The sequence below is a fragment of the Sporanaerobacter acetigenes DSM 13106 genome, assembly GCF_900130025.1.
In the GTDB taxonomy this organism is placed as follows: domain Bacteria; phylum Bacillota; class Clostridia; order Tissierellales; family Sporanaerobacteraceae; genus Sporanaerobacter; species Sporanaerobacter acetigenes.
In genome coordinates this window covers 36,711-53,753 of the sequence record NZ_FQXR01000013.1, presented here as the reverse complement: position 1 = coordinate 53,753, position 17,043 = coordinate 36,711, and the positions used below count along the sequence as shown (strand labels likewise).

The 17,043-nt window shown below is 32.1% G+C and carries 13 protein-coding genes; 10 read left to right on the top strand and 3 right to left on the bottom strand.

The annotated features are described in order from the left end of the window. Nucleotides 1-35: 35 nt before the first annotated feature. Nucleotides 36-1,226 carry a coenzyme F420-0:L-glutamate ligase gene (locus BUA21_RS11400; protein WP_072744964.1) on the bottom strand — a complete coding sequence of 397 codons (1,191 nt, stop codon included), beginning with the start codon at nt 1,224-1,226 and terminating at the stop codon, nt 36-38. 299 nt (nt 1,227-1,525) lie between these two features. Here BUA21_RS11400 and BUA21_RS11395 point away from each other — a divergent pair, with 299 nt between their 5' ends. Together BUA21_RS11395 and BUA21_RS11390 are read left to right on the top strand one after the other, a co-directional pair. Further along, the gene (locus BUA21_RS11395; protein WP_072744963.1) at nt 1,526-3,412 is read left to right on the top strand and encodes an ABC-F family ATP-binding cassette domain-containing protein; all 1,887 of its coding nucleotides are present in this window, start codon (nt 1,526-1,528) and stop codon (nt 3,410-3,412) included. 33 nt (nt 3,413-3,445) lie between these two features. Further along, complete coding sequence (locus BUA21_RS11390) at nt 3,446-5,632, top strand: DNA topoisomerase III (protein ID WP_072744962.1); 2,187 nt, start codon at nt 3,446-3,448, stop codon at nt 5,630-5,632. An 88-nt stretch (nt 5,633-5,720) separates the two neighbouring features. Here BUA21_RS11390 and BUA21_RS11385 read toward each other — a convergent pair whose 3' ends face one another. Next, nucleotides 5,721-6,890: an iron-containing alcohol dehydrogenase gene (locus tag BUA21_RS11385; RefSeq protein WP_072744961.1), complete on the bottom strand. Its 1,170-nt coding sequence runs from the start codon at nt 6,888-6,890 to the stop codon at nt 5,721-5,723. Nucleotides 6,891-7,071: 181 nt separating this feature from the next. Between BUA21_RS11385 and BUA21_RS11380 the strand changes: the two genes are divergently transcribed. The 5 genes from BUA21_RS11380 (at nt 7,072) to BUA21_RS11360 (ending at nt 12,043) form a co-directional block, all read left to right on the top strand. Continuing rightward, entirely contained in the window at nt 7,072-7,956 is an 885-nt protein-coding gene (locus tag BUA21_RS11380; protein ID WP_072744960.1) for a LysR family transcriptional regulator, read from the top strand. 1 nt (nt 7,957) lies between these two features. Continuing rightward, the gene (locus BUA21_RS11375; protein WP_072744959.1) at nt 7,958-8,659 is read left to right on the top strand and encodes a pseudouridine synthase; all 702 of its coding nucleotides are present in this window, start codon (nt 7,958-7,960) and stop codon (nt 8,657-8,659) included. 105 nt (nt 8,660-8,764) lie between these two features. Continuing rightward, nucleotides 8,765-10,321 carry an S-layer homology domain-containing protein gene (locus BUA21_RS11370; RefSeq protein WP_072744958.1) on the top strand — a complete coding sequence of 519 codons (1,557 nt, stop codon included), beginning with the start codon at nt 8,765-8,767 and terminating at the stop codon, nt 10,319-10,321. Nucleotides 10,322-10,386: 65 nt separating this feature from the next. Beyond that, nucleotides 10,387-11,046: a peroxiredoxin gene (locus BUA21_RS11365; RefSeq protein ID WP_327198055.1), complete on the top strand. Its 660-nt coding sequence runs from the start codon at nt 10,387-10,389 to the stop codon at nt 11,044-11,046. Between the two features lie 121 nt (nt 11,047-11,167). Then, nucleotides 11,168-12,043 carry a pyridoxamine kinase gene (locus BUA21_RS11360; protein WP_072744957.1) on the top strand — a complete coding sequence of 292 codons (876 nt, stop codon included), beginning with the start codon at nt 11,168-11,170 and terminating at the stop codon, nt 12,041-12,043. A 30-nt stretch (nt 12,044-12,073) separates the two neighbouring features. On the opposite strand, the gene BUA21_RS11355 is transcribed toward BUA21_RS11360, so the two are convergent. After that, nucleotides 12,074-13,126: an ArsR family transcriptional regulator gene (locus BUA21_RS11355; RefSeq protein WP_072744956.1), complete on the bottom strand. Its 1,053-nt coding sequence runs from the start codon at nt 13,124-13,126 to the stop codon at nt 12,074-12,076. Nucleotides 13,127-13,400: 274 nt separating this feature from the next. Between BUA21_RS11355 and BUA21_RS11350 the strand changes: the two genes are divergently transcribed. From BUA21_RS11350 to BUA21_RS11340, 3 genes are all read left to right on the top strand, one after another. Then, complete coding sequence (locus BUA21_RS11350) at nt 13,401-15,095, top strand: peptide ABC transporter substrate-binding protein (RefSeq protein WP_072744955.1); 1,695 nt, start codon at nt 13,401-13,403, stop codon at nt 15,093-15,095. 78 nt (nt 15,096-15,173) lie between these two features. Continuing rightward, nucleotides 15,174-16,106 carry an ABC transporter permease gene (locus BUA21_RS11345; protein WP_072744954.1) on the top strand — a complete coding sequence of 311 codons (933 nt, stop codon included), beginning with the start codon at nt 15,174-15,176 and terminating at the stop codon, nt 16,104-16,106. 12 nt (nt 16,107-16,118) lie between these two features. Further along, complete coding sequence (locus tag BUA21_RS11340; RefSeq protein ID WP_072744953.1) at nt 16,119-17,039, top strand: ABC transporter permease; 921 nt, start codon at nt 16,119-16,121, stop codon at nt 17,037-17,039. Nucleotides 17,040-17,043 lie beyond the last annotated feature (4 nt).

The window sequence follows — 17,043 nt, the reverse complement described above, 5'->3', positions numbered from 1 at the left end:
AAAAATAAATTAGGGCGATTTTTAGTCGCCCTAATTTATTTTGTATAATTGTCAAAATAGCCCTTGATATATACAATAGGTGTACCTTTATCTCCACTTCCTGAAGTTAAATCACAAAGAGAACCTATAAGGTCAGTAAGCCTTCTAGGAGTAGTTCCTTGAGATTCCATATTGCCTACTAAATTTGATTCTTTGTTTTCAATATATTGGGAGATAGCACGTTTAAGTTCTTCGCCCTTTAAATTAGGAAAATTGTTATCTGCAAGATATTTTATCTTTATTTCATTAGGAGTTCCTTCCAAACCAACTGTATAAGCAGGGGATACAATAGGATCAGCTAGTTCCCAAATCTTTCCTACAGGGTCTTTAAATGCACCATCACCATAAATCATAACTTCAACATTTTTTCCTGTTTTTTCTTTAAGGATAGCTTGAATATTATCTACAATAGGTTGGCAATCTCTTGGGAAAAGTTTGATACTTTCTTCTGTTGCTTTATTTGAACCTAAAAGTCCATATTTTTCATTATATCCACTTCCATCAATAGATGTCGTTAGGATTTCATCAAGGCTATAAATTTTTTCTCCACCGTTCTCTTTTAATATTCTTTTGGTTCTAAATCTTGAATGGATATCACAGGTAAGAACATTTTTTGTGTAATTTAAAATAGTCTTTGGATTGTTTGAGAAGACAATTTGGCATTCGGTTCCATGTTCTTCGATTAGAGATTTATAATATTCAATATAGTCTACACCAGTAAAGGGATGTTTATTGTATCCAAAAAGTTCTCGAAATTGGCTTTCTGTTAAGACATCTGTCCAAGGGTTTACTCCTCTTTTATCAAGTGAATCCATATCAACTAAATGATTTCCTACTTCATCAGATGGATAGCTAAGCATTAATACGATTTTTTTAGTTCCTTTTGCAATTCCACGAAGACAAATGGCAAAACGGTTACGACTTAAAATAGGAAATATAATGCCAATAGAATCTTCACCAAATTTTTCATGTATATCTTTTGCAATATCATCTATATTTGCATAGTTTCCCTGAGTACGAGCAACTACAGATTCAGTTACAGCAACTATGTCCTTATCATCTATAGAAAAATTTTCTGCTTCTGAAGCTTTCAATACAGTATCTACAACTACATCGACTATATTATCTCCTTTTTTTACAATTGGAGCACGAAGCCCCCTAGCAACAGTTCCAACCATTCTTTCCATTTAAATCACTCCTTAAAGTTTTATTTTAAACTCAAGAATCATCTTTCAATTATAATATATGCTATTTCAGGGTATAAGTAAAATAAATAGATATAATACTTAATATAAGCTGCACTTATACCAATTTATTTGCAACGATTATATAATAAAACTGTTATTTATATAAGTTATAATAGCCATATATTAGTGAAAAAATGTATAAATGGATAGGGACATTAAAAACCAGTTAATGCTAAGAAATATGCTAATGTGTTATAATATTTGTTGTAATTAAAGAAAGATTATAGAAGGGGAAAAACATGAATTTATTAAATGTAGAAAACATTTCAAAAAGCTATAATGAGAAACAATTGTTTAAAAATATAAATTTAGGGATAAATGAGGGAGATAAAATTGGTCTCATAGGTATAAATGGTACTGGTAAAACTACGCTTTTGAAGATAATTGCAGGGATGGAAGAAGCAGATGAAGGCGCAGTTGTCAAAGGGAGTTCGGTTAGAATAGAATATCTTCCTCAAAAAATTTCTTTTGATCCCAATGCTACTGTAGAAGAACAAGTTTTTAAAGGTAATTCTAAAAACATGATATTGATTAGGCAATATCATGAGGCTATAAGTAGTACCAATACATCAAGTGAAGAACTACTTAAGCTTACCAATGAAATGGATGCAATGAATCTTTGGAATTTAGAAAATGAGGCAAAAGCTGTATTGACAAAGCTTGGTATATCAGATTTTAAGGCGAAAGTAGAATGTTTATCAGGAGGACAAAAAAAGAGAATTGCACTGGCCAGTGCTTTGATAAATCCGTCAGAGTTACTTATACTGGACGAGCCAACAAATCATCTTGACAATGATACAATAGAATGGCTAGAGGAATACCTTGGCAAAAGGAAAGGTGCACTACTCATGATAACTCATGATAGATATTTTTTGGATATGGTAGTTAACAAAATTATTGAGCTTGATAATGGCAATCTTTATTCCTATGAAGGAAATTATAACAATTATCTTGAGAAGAAGCTGGAAAGAGAAGAGATGAAAGTTGCCAGTGAGAAAAAAAGACAAAGTTTACTCAGAAAAGAGTTAGCTTGGATGAAACAAGGTGCAAAGGCCCGTTCTACAAAGCAAAAAGCTAGAATAGGGCGTTTTAATGAACTAAATGAAAAAGTAGGGGATTTACCTGATGAAAAGCTTGAAATATCAGTAGGAAGTAGACGGCTTGGCAAAAAAGTAATAGAAATTGATCATATAAGTAAATCTTTTGATGATAAAAAAGTAATAGATGATTTTGATTATATTTTATTGAAAAATGACAGGATTGGAATATTAGGGCCAAATGGTGGCGGTAAGTCTACCCTTATAAATATTATGGCAAAGAAACTTGATCCTGATATGGGAAAAGTAGATGTGGGGGATACGGTAAAGATAGGATTGTATTCCCAAGAAACTTATCATATAGATGACAATATGAGAGTTATAGATTATGTCAAGGAAGGTTCAGATTATATAACAACATCAGATGGGGCTAAAATCAGTGCTTCTCAAATGTTGGAGAAATTCTTGTTTCCACCGGCAGTACAATGGACTCTAATAGGAAAACTATCTGGAGGAGAAAAAAGAAGACTCCATTTGCTTAGAGTTCTCATGGAAGCGCCAAATGTATTGTTGCTAGATGAGCCAACGAATGATTTGGATATAGAAACCCTCACTATTTTAGAGGATTATCTTGAAGAATTTTCAGGAGCAGTTGTTGTAGTTTCTCATGATAGATATTTTCTAGATAAAGTAGTAGATAAAATTTTTGTGTTTGAAGGAGATGGGAAAATAGTTCAATACACAGGAAACTACTGGAGTCTCAAACAAAATGTTAAGGACAAGAAACAAGAAATCAACAAGGAGACTAAAAAAGTTCCTAAAAAAGAAAAACTAAAGGCGGAGAACAAGCCTTTAAAATTATCCTATAAAGAACAGAGAGAGTACGAGGAAATAGATGGAATCATTTTAGAACTTGAAGATAAAATTCGTGAAATTGATGAAAAAATAGAAGGAGCTTCTACGGACTATTTACTTTTACAAGAGTTGCTTGAAGAAAAGGACAATTTAAATTCTGAATTAGATAAAAAGATGGAAAGATGGGTTTATTTGAATGAATTGGTTGAAAAGATAGAGGAACAAAAAAATTAAAAAATAAATATAGATATTTGAAAGGATGAAGAAATGAATAAAATATTAGTATTAGCGGAAAAGCCATCTGTTGGGAGAGATATAGCCAGAGTATTGAAATGCAACAAAAAAGGTAATGGATACCTAGAAGGAGATAAATATATTGTTACTTGGGCATTGGGTCATTTAGTCACACTTGCAGACCCTGAAGAATACAACAAAAGTTATAAATCATGGAGAATTGAAGATTTGCCAATACTTCCATCTCATATGAAATTAGTCGTCATTAAACAAACCCAAAAGCAGTTTTATATTGTTAAAGAGCAAATGAACAGGAAAGATGTATCACAAATTGTTATTGCAACTGATGCAGGTAGAGAAGGGGAACTTGTTGCAAGGTGGATCATTGAAAAAGCTAATATAAGGAAACCTATCAAAAGACTTTGGATTTCTTCTGTTACAGACAAAGCTATTAGAGATGGATTTAACAAACTGAGAGATGGGAAAGAATATGAAAATCTTTATGCATCAGCTGTAGCTCGAGCTGAGGCAGATTGGATTGTAGGGATAAATGCTACTCGTGCTTTGACTTGCAAGTACAATGCTCAACTTTCTTGTGGTAGAGTTCAAACGCCCACTCTTTTCATGGTTGCCAAAAGAGAAGAGGAAATTAAGAACTTTAAAGAAAAAGAGTTTTATGGTATTGTTGCTACGACTAAGGATTTAAAATTAGTATGGCAAGATAACCACACAAAAGATATAAGAACATTTGATGAGAAAAAATGTGATAAAATACTTGCTTCAATTGAGAAAAAAGATGCACAGGTTTATGATGTAGAGAAAACTTATAAAAAAAGTTATTCTCCTAGATTGTATGATTTGACAGAGCTTCAGAGAGATGCGAATAAAATTTTTGGATATTCTGCAAAAGAAACTTTGTCTGTAATGCAAAGGCTCTATGAAACTCATAAAATACTCACATATCCAAGGACAGATTCTAGATATTTAACTTCAGACATAGTGGATACTTTAGGTGAAAGAATTAAAGCTTGTGGAATTGGACCATATCAGTCAATGGCTTCAAGGATTTTAAAGAAACCTATTGTTGCAAATAAGTCTTTTGTTGATGACAGCAAGGTATCAGATCATCATGCTATCATACCAACAGAAGAGAGAGTACCGCTCAGTAAATTGAATGAAAGGGAAAGAAAAATATATGATTTAGTTGTGAAGCGTTTTATGGCAGTACTATATCCTCCTTTTGAATTTGAGCAAACAACTATTAAGGCTAAAATCGGAGATGAGAATTTTTTCGCAAAAGGGAAAAGAGTATTAGCTCAAGGGTGGAAAGAAGTATACGCGAACAATTATGAGGATGATGATGTTCAAGAAGATACACCGGAACAACTTTTACCTAATATAAATAAAGGCGATGTTTTGAAGGTGAATTCTATTATAAAGACTAAGGGACATACCAAACCGCCAGCACCATTCACTGAAGGAACACTTTTGTCTGCTATGGAGAACCCATCAAAATACATGGCAAATGAAAGCAAAGATTTGATTAAAATAATTGGAGAAACTGGAGGAATTGGTACAGTAGCTACAAGAGCAGACATTATTGAAAAATTGTTTAACAACTTCTTAATTGAAAAGAGAGGGAAGGATATTTATATTACTGGAAAGGGAAAGCAACTTCTTGGGTTGGTTCCTGAAGACTTGAAGTCTCCAGCTTTAACAGCAGAATGGGAGCAAAAATTGGAAGCTATTGCAAAAGGGAAACTCAGAAAGAATACTTTCATAGAAGAAATGGAAATTTATTCAAAAGATATTACAAATGAAATAAAAAATAGCGATGAAACTTTTAGACATGACAATATATCAAGGGTTAAATGTCCACAATGCGGAAAGTATATGCTTGAAGTGAAAGGGAAAAAAGGCAAGATGCTTGTTTGTCAAGATAGAGAATGTGGTTATAGAAAAAATATATCTAAAGTGACTAATGCCAGATGTCCTAATTGTCATAAAAAGCTAGAATTGCGTGGAGAAGGAGAAGGACAAATATTTGTATGTAGCTGTGGATATAGAGAAAAACTATCTTCTTTCAATGAGAGGAGAAAAAAAGAGAAAAATTCAGTTTCTAAAAAAGAAGTATCAAAGTACTTAAAAGAGCAAAATAAATTTAAAAATGAAGCAATAAATACAGATCTTGCAGATGCTCTAAAAAAGCTTAAATTTTAATGAAAGTAGAAACTTTGGAATAATAAAAATAGCTAGTAGATATCAATATCTACTAGCTATTTTTATGGAAGCGCTAAGTATATATGAATTAGAAAGTTACTTGTTTTCCATAATAAGCGCACTCCAATATTTTTTTCATTTCTTCTTTTGATGTTTTTCTGGGATTTGAAGATGTACATGGGTCTAATACTGCATTTTCAGATATATAGTCCAATGTAGTTTTAAATATTTCTTCTTTTACACCCATTTCTTTTAATGTAGATGGAATATTTAAATTTGTATTTAAGTAGTTTATGGATTCTACTAGTGAATGTGTTAATTGTTTTTCTGATTTTCCCTGCAATCCCAACATATATGCTAAATCTGCATAACGATTTGATGAAATTTTTGAATTAAATTGTATTACATAGGGTAGCAATATAGCATTGCATCCTCCATGAGGTATATTATATTGAGCTCCTATTTTGTGAGCTAAACTGTGAGTGATACCTAAAAGTGCGTTGCTAAAAGCCATGCCTGCTAAACATTGAGCAATATGCATTTCTCCTCTTGCCTCTACGTTTCCATTGTAAGAATCTACAATATTGTCATAGATCATTAGAATAGCTTCCCTAGCCAATGGATCGGAGAAGTTTGATCTGTTAGAGGCTACATAGGCTTCTATAGCGTGAGTGAGTGCATCCATACCAGTGAATGCCACTAATTTAGGAGTCATGGTCTGAGGAATGTCAGTATCCAATATAGCGATATCAGGAGTTATTTCAAAGTCTGCAAGAGGATACTTTATTTTTGTGGAATAGTCAGTAATGACAGAAAAGGCTGTAACTTCAGTAGCTGTACCGCTGGTTGATGGAATAGCTACAAAGATCGCTTTATTTCTAAGTTTTGGAATAGTAAAAGGATCCTTTATATCATCAAAAGTCTTTTCTGGATGTTCATAAAATACCCACATGGCTTTAGCTGCATCTATAGTTGAGCCTCCACCTATGGCAATTATGACATCAGGTTCAAATTCTTTAAATTTTTCAGCACCTTTCATGACTGTATCTACAGAAGGATCTGGTTCTATACCTTTAAAAAACATTACTTCTAATCTATTTTTTTTTAATATATTTTCGACTTTAGATAAGAATCCGAATTTTTCCATAGAAGAACCGCCAGAAACAACAATGGCTTTTTTATGATCTTTAAGATTTTTTAATTCATTTAAAGCACCACTTCCAAAATATAAATCCCTAGGTAATGTAAATCTTGTCATGAAAAAAACCTCCTTGTTTTTATATTATATAAGCATAGTATTTAGTAGATTTGAAAAAATTTATTCATGAATTTATATTTTGATTATTTTGGGGGACATATGTAATATTGCTTGAAATATATAATATCTTATGATATAAGTAAAATAAATTAGAAGAATGCTAAATATAAGGAGTGCTTATATGTCTGTTAGATTGGATTTATATAAAATTTTTTGTGAGGTAGCCAAATGTGAAAGTTTTTCAAAAGCTGCAAAAGTGCTTTTTATGACTCAACCAGCTGTCAGTCAGGCAATCATGCAACTTGAAGAAGAACTTGGAATGCGGCTTTTCACCAGAACTCCTAAGGGTGTTATACTTACAAATGAAGGTCAAATATTGTTTGAATATGCAAATTCAGCTATGAACTTAATAAGTGTAGGAGAAAAAAAGGTACAGGAATCTAAAAATTTAATGGTGGGTGAATTGAAAATAGGTGTTGGAGATACTATTTCACGCTATTTTTTGTTACCTTATTTGGAAAAGTTTCACAATGGATATCCAAATATTAAGCTAAAAGTCGTGAATCGTACAACGCTCGAACTTTGTACACTTTTAAAATCTGGAGAAGTTGATATTGCAATATGCAATTTACCTATTAAGGATTCTTCTTTAGAAGTAAAAGAATTGATAGAAATTCATGATGTCTTTGTATATGGGGAAAAATATAAGAAAAATTTATCTACACCTTTGACACTGGAGGAGATAGCAAAATTTCCACTTATACTACTTGAACCTAAGTCAAATTCAAGACAATATGTAGAAAAATATATTTTATCTAAAGGTATTAGAATTAAACCAGAAATTGAACTTGGTTCTCATGAATTGTTGTTAGAATTTGCAAAAATTAATTTAGGCGTATCATGTGTCATACGAGAATTTTCACAAGAATATCTACAAGCGGGAGTATTGTATGAAGTGCAAACAATTGAAGAGATACCAAAGAGAAGTATAGGAGTTTGTTCTTTGAAAAGTGTATCTCTTTCTCCTGCTTCAGAAAAATTTGTTGATTTATTGGAAAGGAGATAGTATGAGACTGAACAATTTTATTAGTTCAACGGGGCTTTGTTCTAGGAGAGAAGCTGATGAATTAATTAAGCAAAAAAAGGTGAACGTTAATGGCCAAATTGCAGAGCTTGGATATATAGTGAAACCAGATGATAAAGTTGAAGTGAATGGGAAACTGTTAGAGGAAAAGAAAGACTATGTATATATTGCTCTGAACAAACCAGTGGGTATCATTTGTACAACTGAAAGACATGTGAAGGGAAATATCATAGATTTTGTAAATTATCCTGAAAGAATTTTCCCAATCGGAAGACTCGACAAGGATTCAGAAGGTTTGATTCTTCTTACAAGTGATGGCAGTGTTGTAAATGAAATTTTAAGAGAAGAAAATAATCATGAAAAAGAATATATTGTGACGGTTAATAAAAAAATTACTTCTTCATTTATGAGAAATATGTCTAGAGGAGTTAAAGTTTACAATCCAGTTAAAAATGAATACACAATCACAAAGAGTTGCAAAGTATTTAAGATAAATGACCGAACTTTTAAAATCATTTTGTCTCAAGGATTAAATCGGCAAATTCGAAGAATGTGCAGTCAACTCGGCTATAAGGTCATAAGTTTAAAACGAATTCGAATCATGAATATAAGGCTAAAGGATTTGTCAATAGGGAAATGGAGGTATTTAACAGAAGAAGAGCTAAAGAGCATAGGGAGAAAATAATATATTAAAAGATTATGACAATATAGGCATTTAGATAGTAATTTATTTTAAATTGATATAAAATCTAAATATATTAATGCAAAAATCGAATGGGGGAATAAACTGATGAAAAATAGGACGAAGAAAATACTATCTATTCTGTTTATGTCATTGATGATATTTTCTAATGGTACTACTTCTTTTGCAGGTGCTTCAGATATAGTGAATCATTGGGCAAAAGCGGACATACTATATTTAAGTCAAAAAGATATCATGAAAGGTTATCCAGATGGAACTTTTAAACCGAACAATTATATAAAAAAAGCGGAATTTTATAAAATCATCAATGGAATAATGGGATATTCGGAAACTGCAGAAATAAATTTTTTAGATGTAAATAAAGGCAATTGGTTCTATGATGAAGTAGCCAAAGGAGTTAAGGCTGGATATATTCTAGAAAAAGAAGGTCAAAATATTTTGCCTAATACATATATTACGCGTGAAGAGGTAGCTAGAATTGTAGGAATTACCTGTGGATTAGAGGAAGATATATTTTCTGCATCGTATTTTTTGGACCATTCAGAGATAGATAATTTATCACTTGGCTATGTTGGAGCTATAAAAAATGTGGGTTATATGACAGGATATCCAGATGGAACATTTGGCCCTAAAAAACAGATAACAAGAGCAGAAAGTGCAAAAATACTTGCCAATATCAGTAAAAATATGATACAAACTCCAGAAATTAAACCAGAAGATAATACAAATATTGAGTGGTATTATGTTGAACCAGTAAAACAAATTTCAAAAGATGAAGAATTTATAAAACTGATTAAAGAACTACCAAATCTAAGTGAAATCAATGAAATTACAGTAGAAACTAAAACAAAGACTGAAAATGCAAGAAAGTTATTTGACGGTTTATCAGATGTGGAAAAAGTTAATGTGCCTCAAGGAGATATTGATAAACTCTTAAAGGTTGAAGGAAAAATTCAATCCTTAAAGATTCCAATCAAGTCAAGAACTAAAGCAACTGTAGAACAGGGACAAGCATGGGCTATAAAAAAAGGTGCTCATAAGAGATTTGTAGATGCAGCTCCTATCTATTGGCAATATGGAGAGTTGACTGGAATGAATCCAGAAATATTATATATACAAGCAGCCAAAGAAACTAATTTTGGGAAATATACTGGGGCAGTGAGACCAGAGATGAATAATTGGGCTGGAATAAAAATACTCAACCCAATAGGCGATAGAACTGAAGATCATGAAATTTTTCTTACACCAGAGGACGGCGTGAGAGGACATTTCAACCATATGGGTATTTACTGTGGAGTTGCTCCAATAGGAGAACCTCATCCTAGATGGTACAAAACTAATACGGTAAAATGGGCAGGAACAATACAGTATGTAGAAGACTTAGGAGGACTTTGGGCTCCAAATAGAGACTATGGTATTTCAATTGTAAGAGATTATTTAAACGATTTATATAAAACAGCAGTACCATCACAAGAGGATTTGTACAAGGCTTTGCAATTAAGCAATAAAGTTGATGAGGTTGCAGAGGATGATATATTCGAGGTAACGGAAATAATCAGTGAATACGATGGTCTTACCTATGCACAAAAAACCTTGGTTCCATACAATATCAAGGATAGGGTAGAACAGTTAAGGAGAGAGTAAACATCAATATTTCACCGCCCGATGATGACAAACATATTATATAGTGATAGATTATAAAATATTTTATGGTGGTGAATTTAATGAATGGAGATAATTGTTTAAAGATAGGGATGAAAGCTCCTGACTTTTCAGCCCAAACAACCTTTGGACCAATAAAACTTTCAGACTTTAAAGGCAAATGGGTAGTTTTGTTTTCTCATCCGGGGGATTTTACTCCTGTCTGAACTACTGAATTTATTGCTTTGGCAAAGCAATATAATTGTTTTATGGACAGGAATGCTGTACTCTTGGGACTTAGTATAGATAGCAATTCTTCTCACTTGGCATGGGTTTATAATATCTATCAAAATACAGGAGTTCAAATACCTTTTCCAATAATTTCAGATAGAGATGGCAGTATATCAAGAATGTATGGTATGTTTTCTCCCGTTACTGGGTCTACAACAACAGTAAGAAATGTATTTTTTATAGACCCGAACCAAATAATTAGGGCGATACTCATCTATCCATTGACTAATGGCAGAAATACCAATGAAATGCTTCGACTTTTAATTGCTCTGCAGACCTCCGATATGGCAAAAGTTGCAACACCAGCTAATTGGTATCCTGGTCAACCAGTTGTTGTACCTGCGCCACAAACATATGAAGAACTTTTAAGAAGAGTAGAAGGCGAAGAAGGTCTATGTTGTGTAGATTGGTATCTTTGCTATAAAGATTTACCTTAAAAAACCAGTAGAAATATTTCTACTGGTTTTAAGTTATATTTAGATCAAAGGCTATGGATATAATATAAAATGTATTATAATTAAATAAAAGAGCTATTTTTACTAAGGGGATGAATTTTTAATGAAAAGTCCAGTGAAAAGAGTTGCTGCTATTCATGATTTGTCTGGATTTGGCAGAGCATCTTTAACTACAATAATGCCTATACTTTCAACAATGGGTATTCAAGTATGCCCTTTTCCAACGGCAATATTATCTACTCAAACTGATGGATTTGAAGATTTTACATTTGTAGATTTAACTGATCATATGGAAAGCTATATGAATCATTGGAAGAGAGAAAATATAGATTTTGATTGCATATACAGTGGGTTTTTAGGTTCACCAAGACAAATAGATACAATATTTAAGTTTATTGAAAGTTTTAAAAGTCCTTCCAATCTAATGGTAGTAGATCCTGTCATGGGGGATAATGGAGATTTATATACAACCATGGATATGAATATGGTAGAAAAGATGAGACAGTTGATAAAAAAAGCAGATATTATAACTCCCAATTTCACAGAAGCGGCATATTTGTTGGGTAAGTCTAATGTGAGTAGTGTTAGAGAAGATGAAATAAAAGAATGGTTGGTTGAATTGTCAGACATGGGACCAGAGATAGTTGTTATAACATCTGTTCCAGATGAGTATAAAGAAAACAATACTGATGTTATAGCTTATGATAATACAAATAATAAGTTTTGGAAAGTGAGCTGTAAGTATATTCCTGTCAAATATCCAGGTACAGGAGATGCATTTACATCAGTATTAGTTGGGAGCTTACTCACAGGAGATAGCTTGCCTATGGCTTTGGATAGAGCGGCTCAATTCATTACAAGTGCAATCAGAGCAAGCTATGGATTTGGATATTCTGAAAGAGAGGGAGTGCTTTTAGAAAGAGTATTAGATACTTTGAAATATCCAATCATGAATAGTCACTATGAATTGATGGAATAAAGGGAATCTTAAAGGGATTCCCTTTTATATTTACTCAATTATTTCATTTAAAGCCATATCGAACAATGCTTTTAAATTTTCCTTATCTGTTGTGTAATAATATCTATTGTTGACGCTAGGCTCGAAATTAAGTATTCCTAGATCAAGTAGTAAATTCAAATGATAGGATAAAGTAGCTGTAGATAAATCAAAGTAATCTGCCAACTCTTTATTATACCAAGGACGTTGACTGGTGATTTTTATTATATCTAATCTTGTTTCATCAGAAAGAGCTTTAAATAAAGCTTTACATTTTTCACGAGTAAGCTTGTTGTCAAATCTATGTTCTACAGTATGTCCAAATAGCATAATAAAATTGTTATCAACATTGAAATGAAATACTCCTAAGTCAATATAAAAGCTAACCAAAATCCTAAATTTCTTTTTTTCGATTATTAACTTTGAATAATCTCCTAATCCAATAGTATTTAAAAAATTTACAGGATCTTTTTTAAATATCTTGTTGTGTTTTTTGCATCTTTCTTCCATAAAAACATATACTTTATCTTCAAAAGGTTTGTAATACAATTTATAAAATTCTTCAAATATTTTTATTACTTTTGCCTTGTATTCTTCGGAATGATTTTTTACTTGTATGAAAATAGAAGACATTTCCTCATCGGAAATCTCGGTTAGAGCATTTTTTATTATCCTATCATCACTTTCTATACTTACATTGGAATCATATTTTTCATAGATCAGTTCAACAAGGGTTGAACTATTTAATTTTTTCAATGTTTCAATTAATTCACAGGGTTCTTTTAGATCGCTTTTTATGATTAATTCAAAGCAAACATCTAACAAATTGATAGTTTTTCCTGCTATAAAAACGATGTCATTTCTTAAAAAAGGTGAAATATGAACATCCACATATTTAAGCCAACTTTTTACTTCTTTGCTAGGAGAAAAATCCAGAAGCCCTTTTGCTGGGTCATTTTGCAAAGTCTTACTATTCCACACAGATTGTTGTTGCTTGCTACTTGAATATTTAAATATGGCATTTATAAATTCGATGGCTTTGTTGTATTCTATTTCATAGTCCAAAACATCTACCCCCATTCTTTACATATATACTAGCACAAAGAAATCCATAAGTGAATAATTTAAATATAAGTATTAGATAATTTTCTAATGTTTAGTTAGAAAATTATTGACTAATATTAGAAGATTTTCTATACTATAATCATGGACTATAAATAATATCTATAGTTAAAAGTCTAACAAAGTGGAGTTAGAGGACTAAGCATCAAGGTTTAAGATGTTATTTTTCGTAGTTTTACAGTTTTATAATTTTATAAAAAATTAGGAGGTTTTATGTATGAAAACTAAGAAGTATATATCTTTAGTTGTTGTGTTAGCATTGCTTCTAACAACTCTTGTGGGTTGTGGAAAAGAGTCTAAAACCGTTGATAAAGGTAGAAAAGATGAAGGACAGGCAGTAGAACAAGAAATTGACAGTGAACAATACTTAAATCTTATCATGAGTGCTGAACCTAGTACATTGGACGCTTCTAAAGGTGCGGATTCCTATTCAAATGGAATTTTAAACAATGTACTTGAACCACTTACTAGATTAGAAGAGGACAAGGATTTAAAAAACGTTTTAGCTCCAGCAGGTGCTGAAGGCTGGGAACACAATGAAGATGGTACTGTATGGACTTTCAAAATAAGAGACGCAAAATGGTCTGATGGAGAACCAGTTAGAGCTCAAGATTATGAATATGGCATCAAAAGAACATTAAAACCAGATACAGCTGCACCATATGCTTATTTATTGGCTCCTATAAAAAATGCGGCAAAAGTAAATAGTGGAGAATTGCCAGTAGAAGAATTAGGGGTAAAATCTCTTGATGACAAAACTCTTGAGATAACCCTTGAATCTCCTACACCATATTTCTTGCAATTAACTTATCAAAGAGTTATGTTGCCACAAAGGCAAGATATGGTAGAAAAACATGGAGATAAATATGGTTCAGAAATTGATACTTTAGTATATAATGGACCATTCATTATATCAAATTGGGCACACAATAGTGAAATGGTTTTAGCAAAAAATGAAAATTACTGGGATGCAGATAAAGTTAAATTGAACAATATAAATGTTAAAATACTTTCTGATGAAAATGCTATTTACAATTCTTTAGCAAATGGTTCTATAGATTCAACAGGTGTTGGCAAACCAGAATGGATAGAGAGATTTAAAGGAAATAAGGATTTAGAACAACTTGAAGTAATTAATCCAAGCACATTTTTTATGTTTTTTAATACTCAAGATGAGTTATTCAAAAATGCCAATGTGAGAAAGGCCTTTTCTCTAGCTATAGATAGAGAAGAATTGGCAGATGTTATATTCCATGGAATCAATGTTCCAGCATATGGTTGGGTATCTCCAAGTATATCAGTTGAAGATAATGAGTATAGAACTTTAGTTGAAGAACCACTAAAGAAATTAGCGGAAGAAAACAAAGATCCCAAAGCTCTTTTAGTTAAAGGTCTAGAGGAGCTAGGAATGGATACGGATACATCTAAACTTACTGTGAAGATGACTCTAGGTTCAACTGATCAATGGTTTAGAACTTATGGAGAATATGTACAACAAATGTACAATGAAAATCTTGGAATTAACTTTGAAGTAGAATTTGTTGAATGGCCAGTATTTTCATCCATGGTAGAAAAAGGTGAATTCCAAATTGGCTATATGGCTTGGGGAGCAGAGTTCAATGATCCTATATCATTGCTTAGCTTGTTGAAATCTGATTCAGGAGCAATTCAAACAGGTTGGTCCAATGCTAGATATGATGAACTTATAAGTTTAGCGTCTAAGGAAATGGATGCTGAAAAACGCTTAGAATATTATACTGAAGCTGAAAAAATATTGTTATACGATGAATCTGTATTGGCACCAACAGTATATCCAAGATCTAATGTATTTAAATATAAATATGTTAATGGTTTAGGAGTTACTCCATTTGGTACTTCAGGATATAAATACGGATATACTCAAGGAAGATAATAGTTTGGAAAATGGATAGCAGTTTGTGAATTTAGTTTACAAACTGCTATCTTATAGCAAACAGGAAGGAGAATTGCAATGGGTAAATATATTGTAAAGAGAATTGGCTATATGTTTCTTACCCTATTTATCATTATGACATTGACGTTTTTTTTAATGCATAGTATACCTGGGGATCCATTAGCACATATGGCTAAAAAATTGCCAGAACAAATTAGACTCAATTATTATGAGAAATATGGATTAGACAAACCAGTTGTAGTTCAATATGGAAAGTTTTTAAAAAATGTTTTTACAAAAGGAGATTTCGGTGAGTCTTTAAGATATCCTGGTAGACCTGTTACGGATACTATATTGAAACATGCGAGAATATCAGGAAAATTGGGTTTTCAGGCGTTATTTATAGGAGTTATGATAGGAATTGTTTTAGGTATAGTTGCAGCTTTAAACAGGAATAGATGGCCAGATTATTTAGTTATGTTTGTTGCTATAGTTGGAGTTACGGTGCCAGTGTTTATTATAGCTGCATTACTTCAGTATGTATTTACTGTAAAGCTTGAGTTGTTGCCGACATTTGGTTGGGGAGAGTTTAAATATACGATACTTCCTACAATTGCTATGTGTTTTGGGTCTATAGCAACTTATGCTAGATATATGCGTTCTAATGTACTTGAAGTAATCAATCAAGATTATATTCTTACGGCTCAAGCTAAAGGAGTTAGTCCTTTTAATGTGGTTAGAAAGCATGTATTTAGAAATGCTATTTTACCTGCTATTACTATCTTAGGACCCCAAATAGCTGGAATTTTTACAGGTTCTTTTGTTATAGAGAAAATATTTGGAATTCCAGGACTTGGATTTTATTATGTAAGCGCTATCAATGATAGAGACTATACTATGATAATAGGTACTACAATTTTCTTTGCAGCATTATTTGTATTTTCACAATTAGTGGTTGATTTATTGTATGGAGTAGTAGATCCAAGAATAAGAGTTTCAAATGATAAGTAGGAGGATAGATGTATGGAAGAAATTTCTAAGGATAAATTTAAAAAAGTGCCAATGGATGTTTCTAGGGGAGATAAAATGGCAAGACCTAGAATGGGATATTGGCAAGATGCATGGAGAAGACTTAAGACAAATAAAGTGGCTATGTTATCAATTATTATTTTATTGACTTTAGTGGTAATGACAGTAATAGGACCTCATTTAAATGGATATTCTTACAAAACGGTAGATCCTTCAAAGGTGAATATGAAGCCTAATAGTGAACATTGGTTTGGTACTGATGAATTGGGAAGGGACGTTTTTTCAAGAGTTTGGCAGGCAGGTAGAATTTCCATGGTTATTGGTATTTTAGGTGCAATTATAGATACTGTAATTGGTTGCATATATGGAGGAATTGCAGCTTATTTTGGTGGGAAAGTAGATAATATTATGATGAGAATTGTAGAAATACTCATTAGTATTCCTTATTTAATTGTAGTCATTCTTATTTCAATAGTGACTGAATCTAGAAGTTTAGGAACTATGATTTTATCTTTAACTTTGACTGGATGGTGTGGCATGGCAAGATTGGTTAGAGGTCAAATGCTACAAGTAAAACAACAAGAATATATAATGGCAGCAGAAACATTGGGAGTTAGTCCTTGGAAGATAATCACTAGACATCTTATACCTAATGTTCTTGGAATTGTTATAGTTGCTATAACTTTCGATATTCCAGGATATATTTTTGCTGAAACATTTTTGTCATATATAGGGCTCGGAGTACAGCCTCCAAATACTTCTTGGGGTGCATTAGCTTCAGCGGCACAACAGAACTTTATCTTCTATCCTCATCAGATGTTTTTCCCTTCTTTAATGATTGCTTTAACTATGTTGTCATTTACACTTTTAGGTGATGGACTTAGAGATGCACTAGATCCAAAATTACGTCAATAACAAG

What these genes read in the sequence shown, in the direction of transcription:
- BUA21_RS11400 (WP_072744964.1), bottom strand. Translation starts at nt 1,226, where the DNA reads ATGGAAAGAATGGTTGGAACTGTTGCTAGGGGGCTTCGTGCTCCAATT.
- BUA21_RS11395 (WP_072744963.1), top strand. Translation starts at nt 1,526, where the DNA reads ATGAATTTATTAAATGTAGAAAACATTTCAAAAAGCTATAATGAGAAA.
- BUA21_RS11390 (WP_072744962.1), top strand. Translation starts at nt 3,446, where the DNA reads ATGAATAAAATATTAGTATTAGCGGAAAAGCCATCTGTTGGGAGAGAT.
- BUA21_RS11385 (WP_072744961.1), bottom strand. Translation starts at nt 6,890, where the DNA reads ATGACAAGATTTACATTACCTAGGGATTTATATTTTGGAAGTGGTGCT.
- BUA21_RS11380 (WP_072744960.1), top strand. Translation starts at nt 7,072, where the DNA reads ATGTCTGTTAGATTGGATTTATATAAAATTTTTTGTGAGGTAGCCAAA.
- BUA21_RS11375 (WP_072744959.1), top strand. Translation starts at nt 7,958, where the DNA reads ATGAGACTGAACAATTTTATTAGTTCAACGGGGCTTTGTTCTAGGAGA.
- BUA21_RS11370 (WP_072744958.1), top strand. Translation starts at nt 8,765, where the DNA reads ATGAAAAATAGGACGAAGAAAATACTATCTATTCTGTTTATGTCATTG.
- BUA21_RS11360 (WP_072744957.1), top strand. Translation starts at nt 11,168, where the DNA reads ATGAAAAGTCCAGTGAAAAGAGTTGCTGCTATTCATGATTTGTCTGGA.
- BUA21_RS11350 (WP_072744955.1), top strand. Translation starts at nt 13,401, where the DNA reads ATGAAAACTAAGAAGTATATATCTTTAGTTGTTGTGTTAGCATTGCTT.
- BUA21_RS11345 (WP_072744954.1), top strand. Translation starts at nt 15,174, where the DNA reads ATGGGTAAATATATTGTAAAGAGAATTGGCTATATGTTTCTTACCCTA.
- BUA21_RS11340 (WP_072744953.1), top strand. Translation starts at nt 16,119, where the DNA reads ATGGAAGAAATTTCTAAGGATAAATTTAAAAAAGTGCCAATGGATGTT.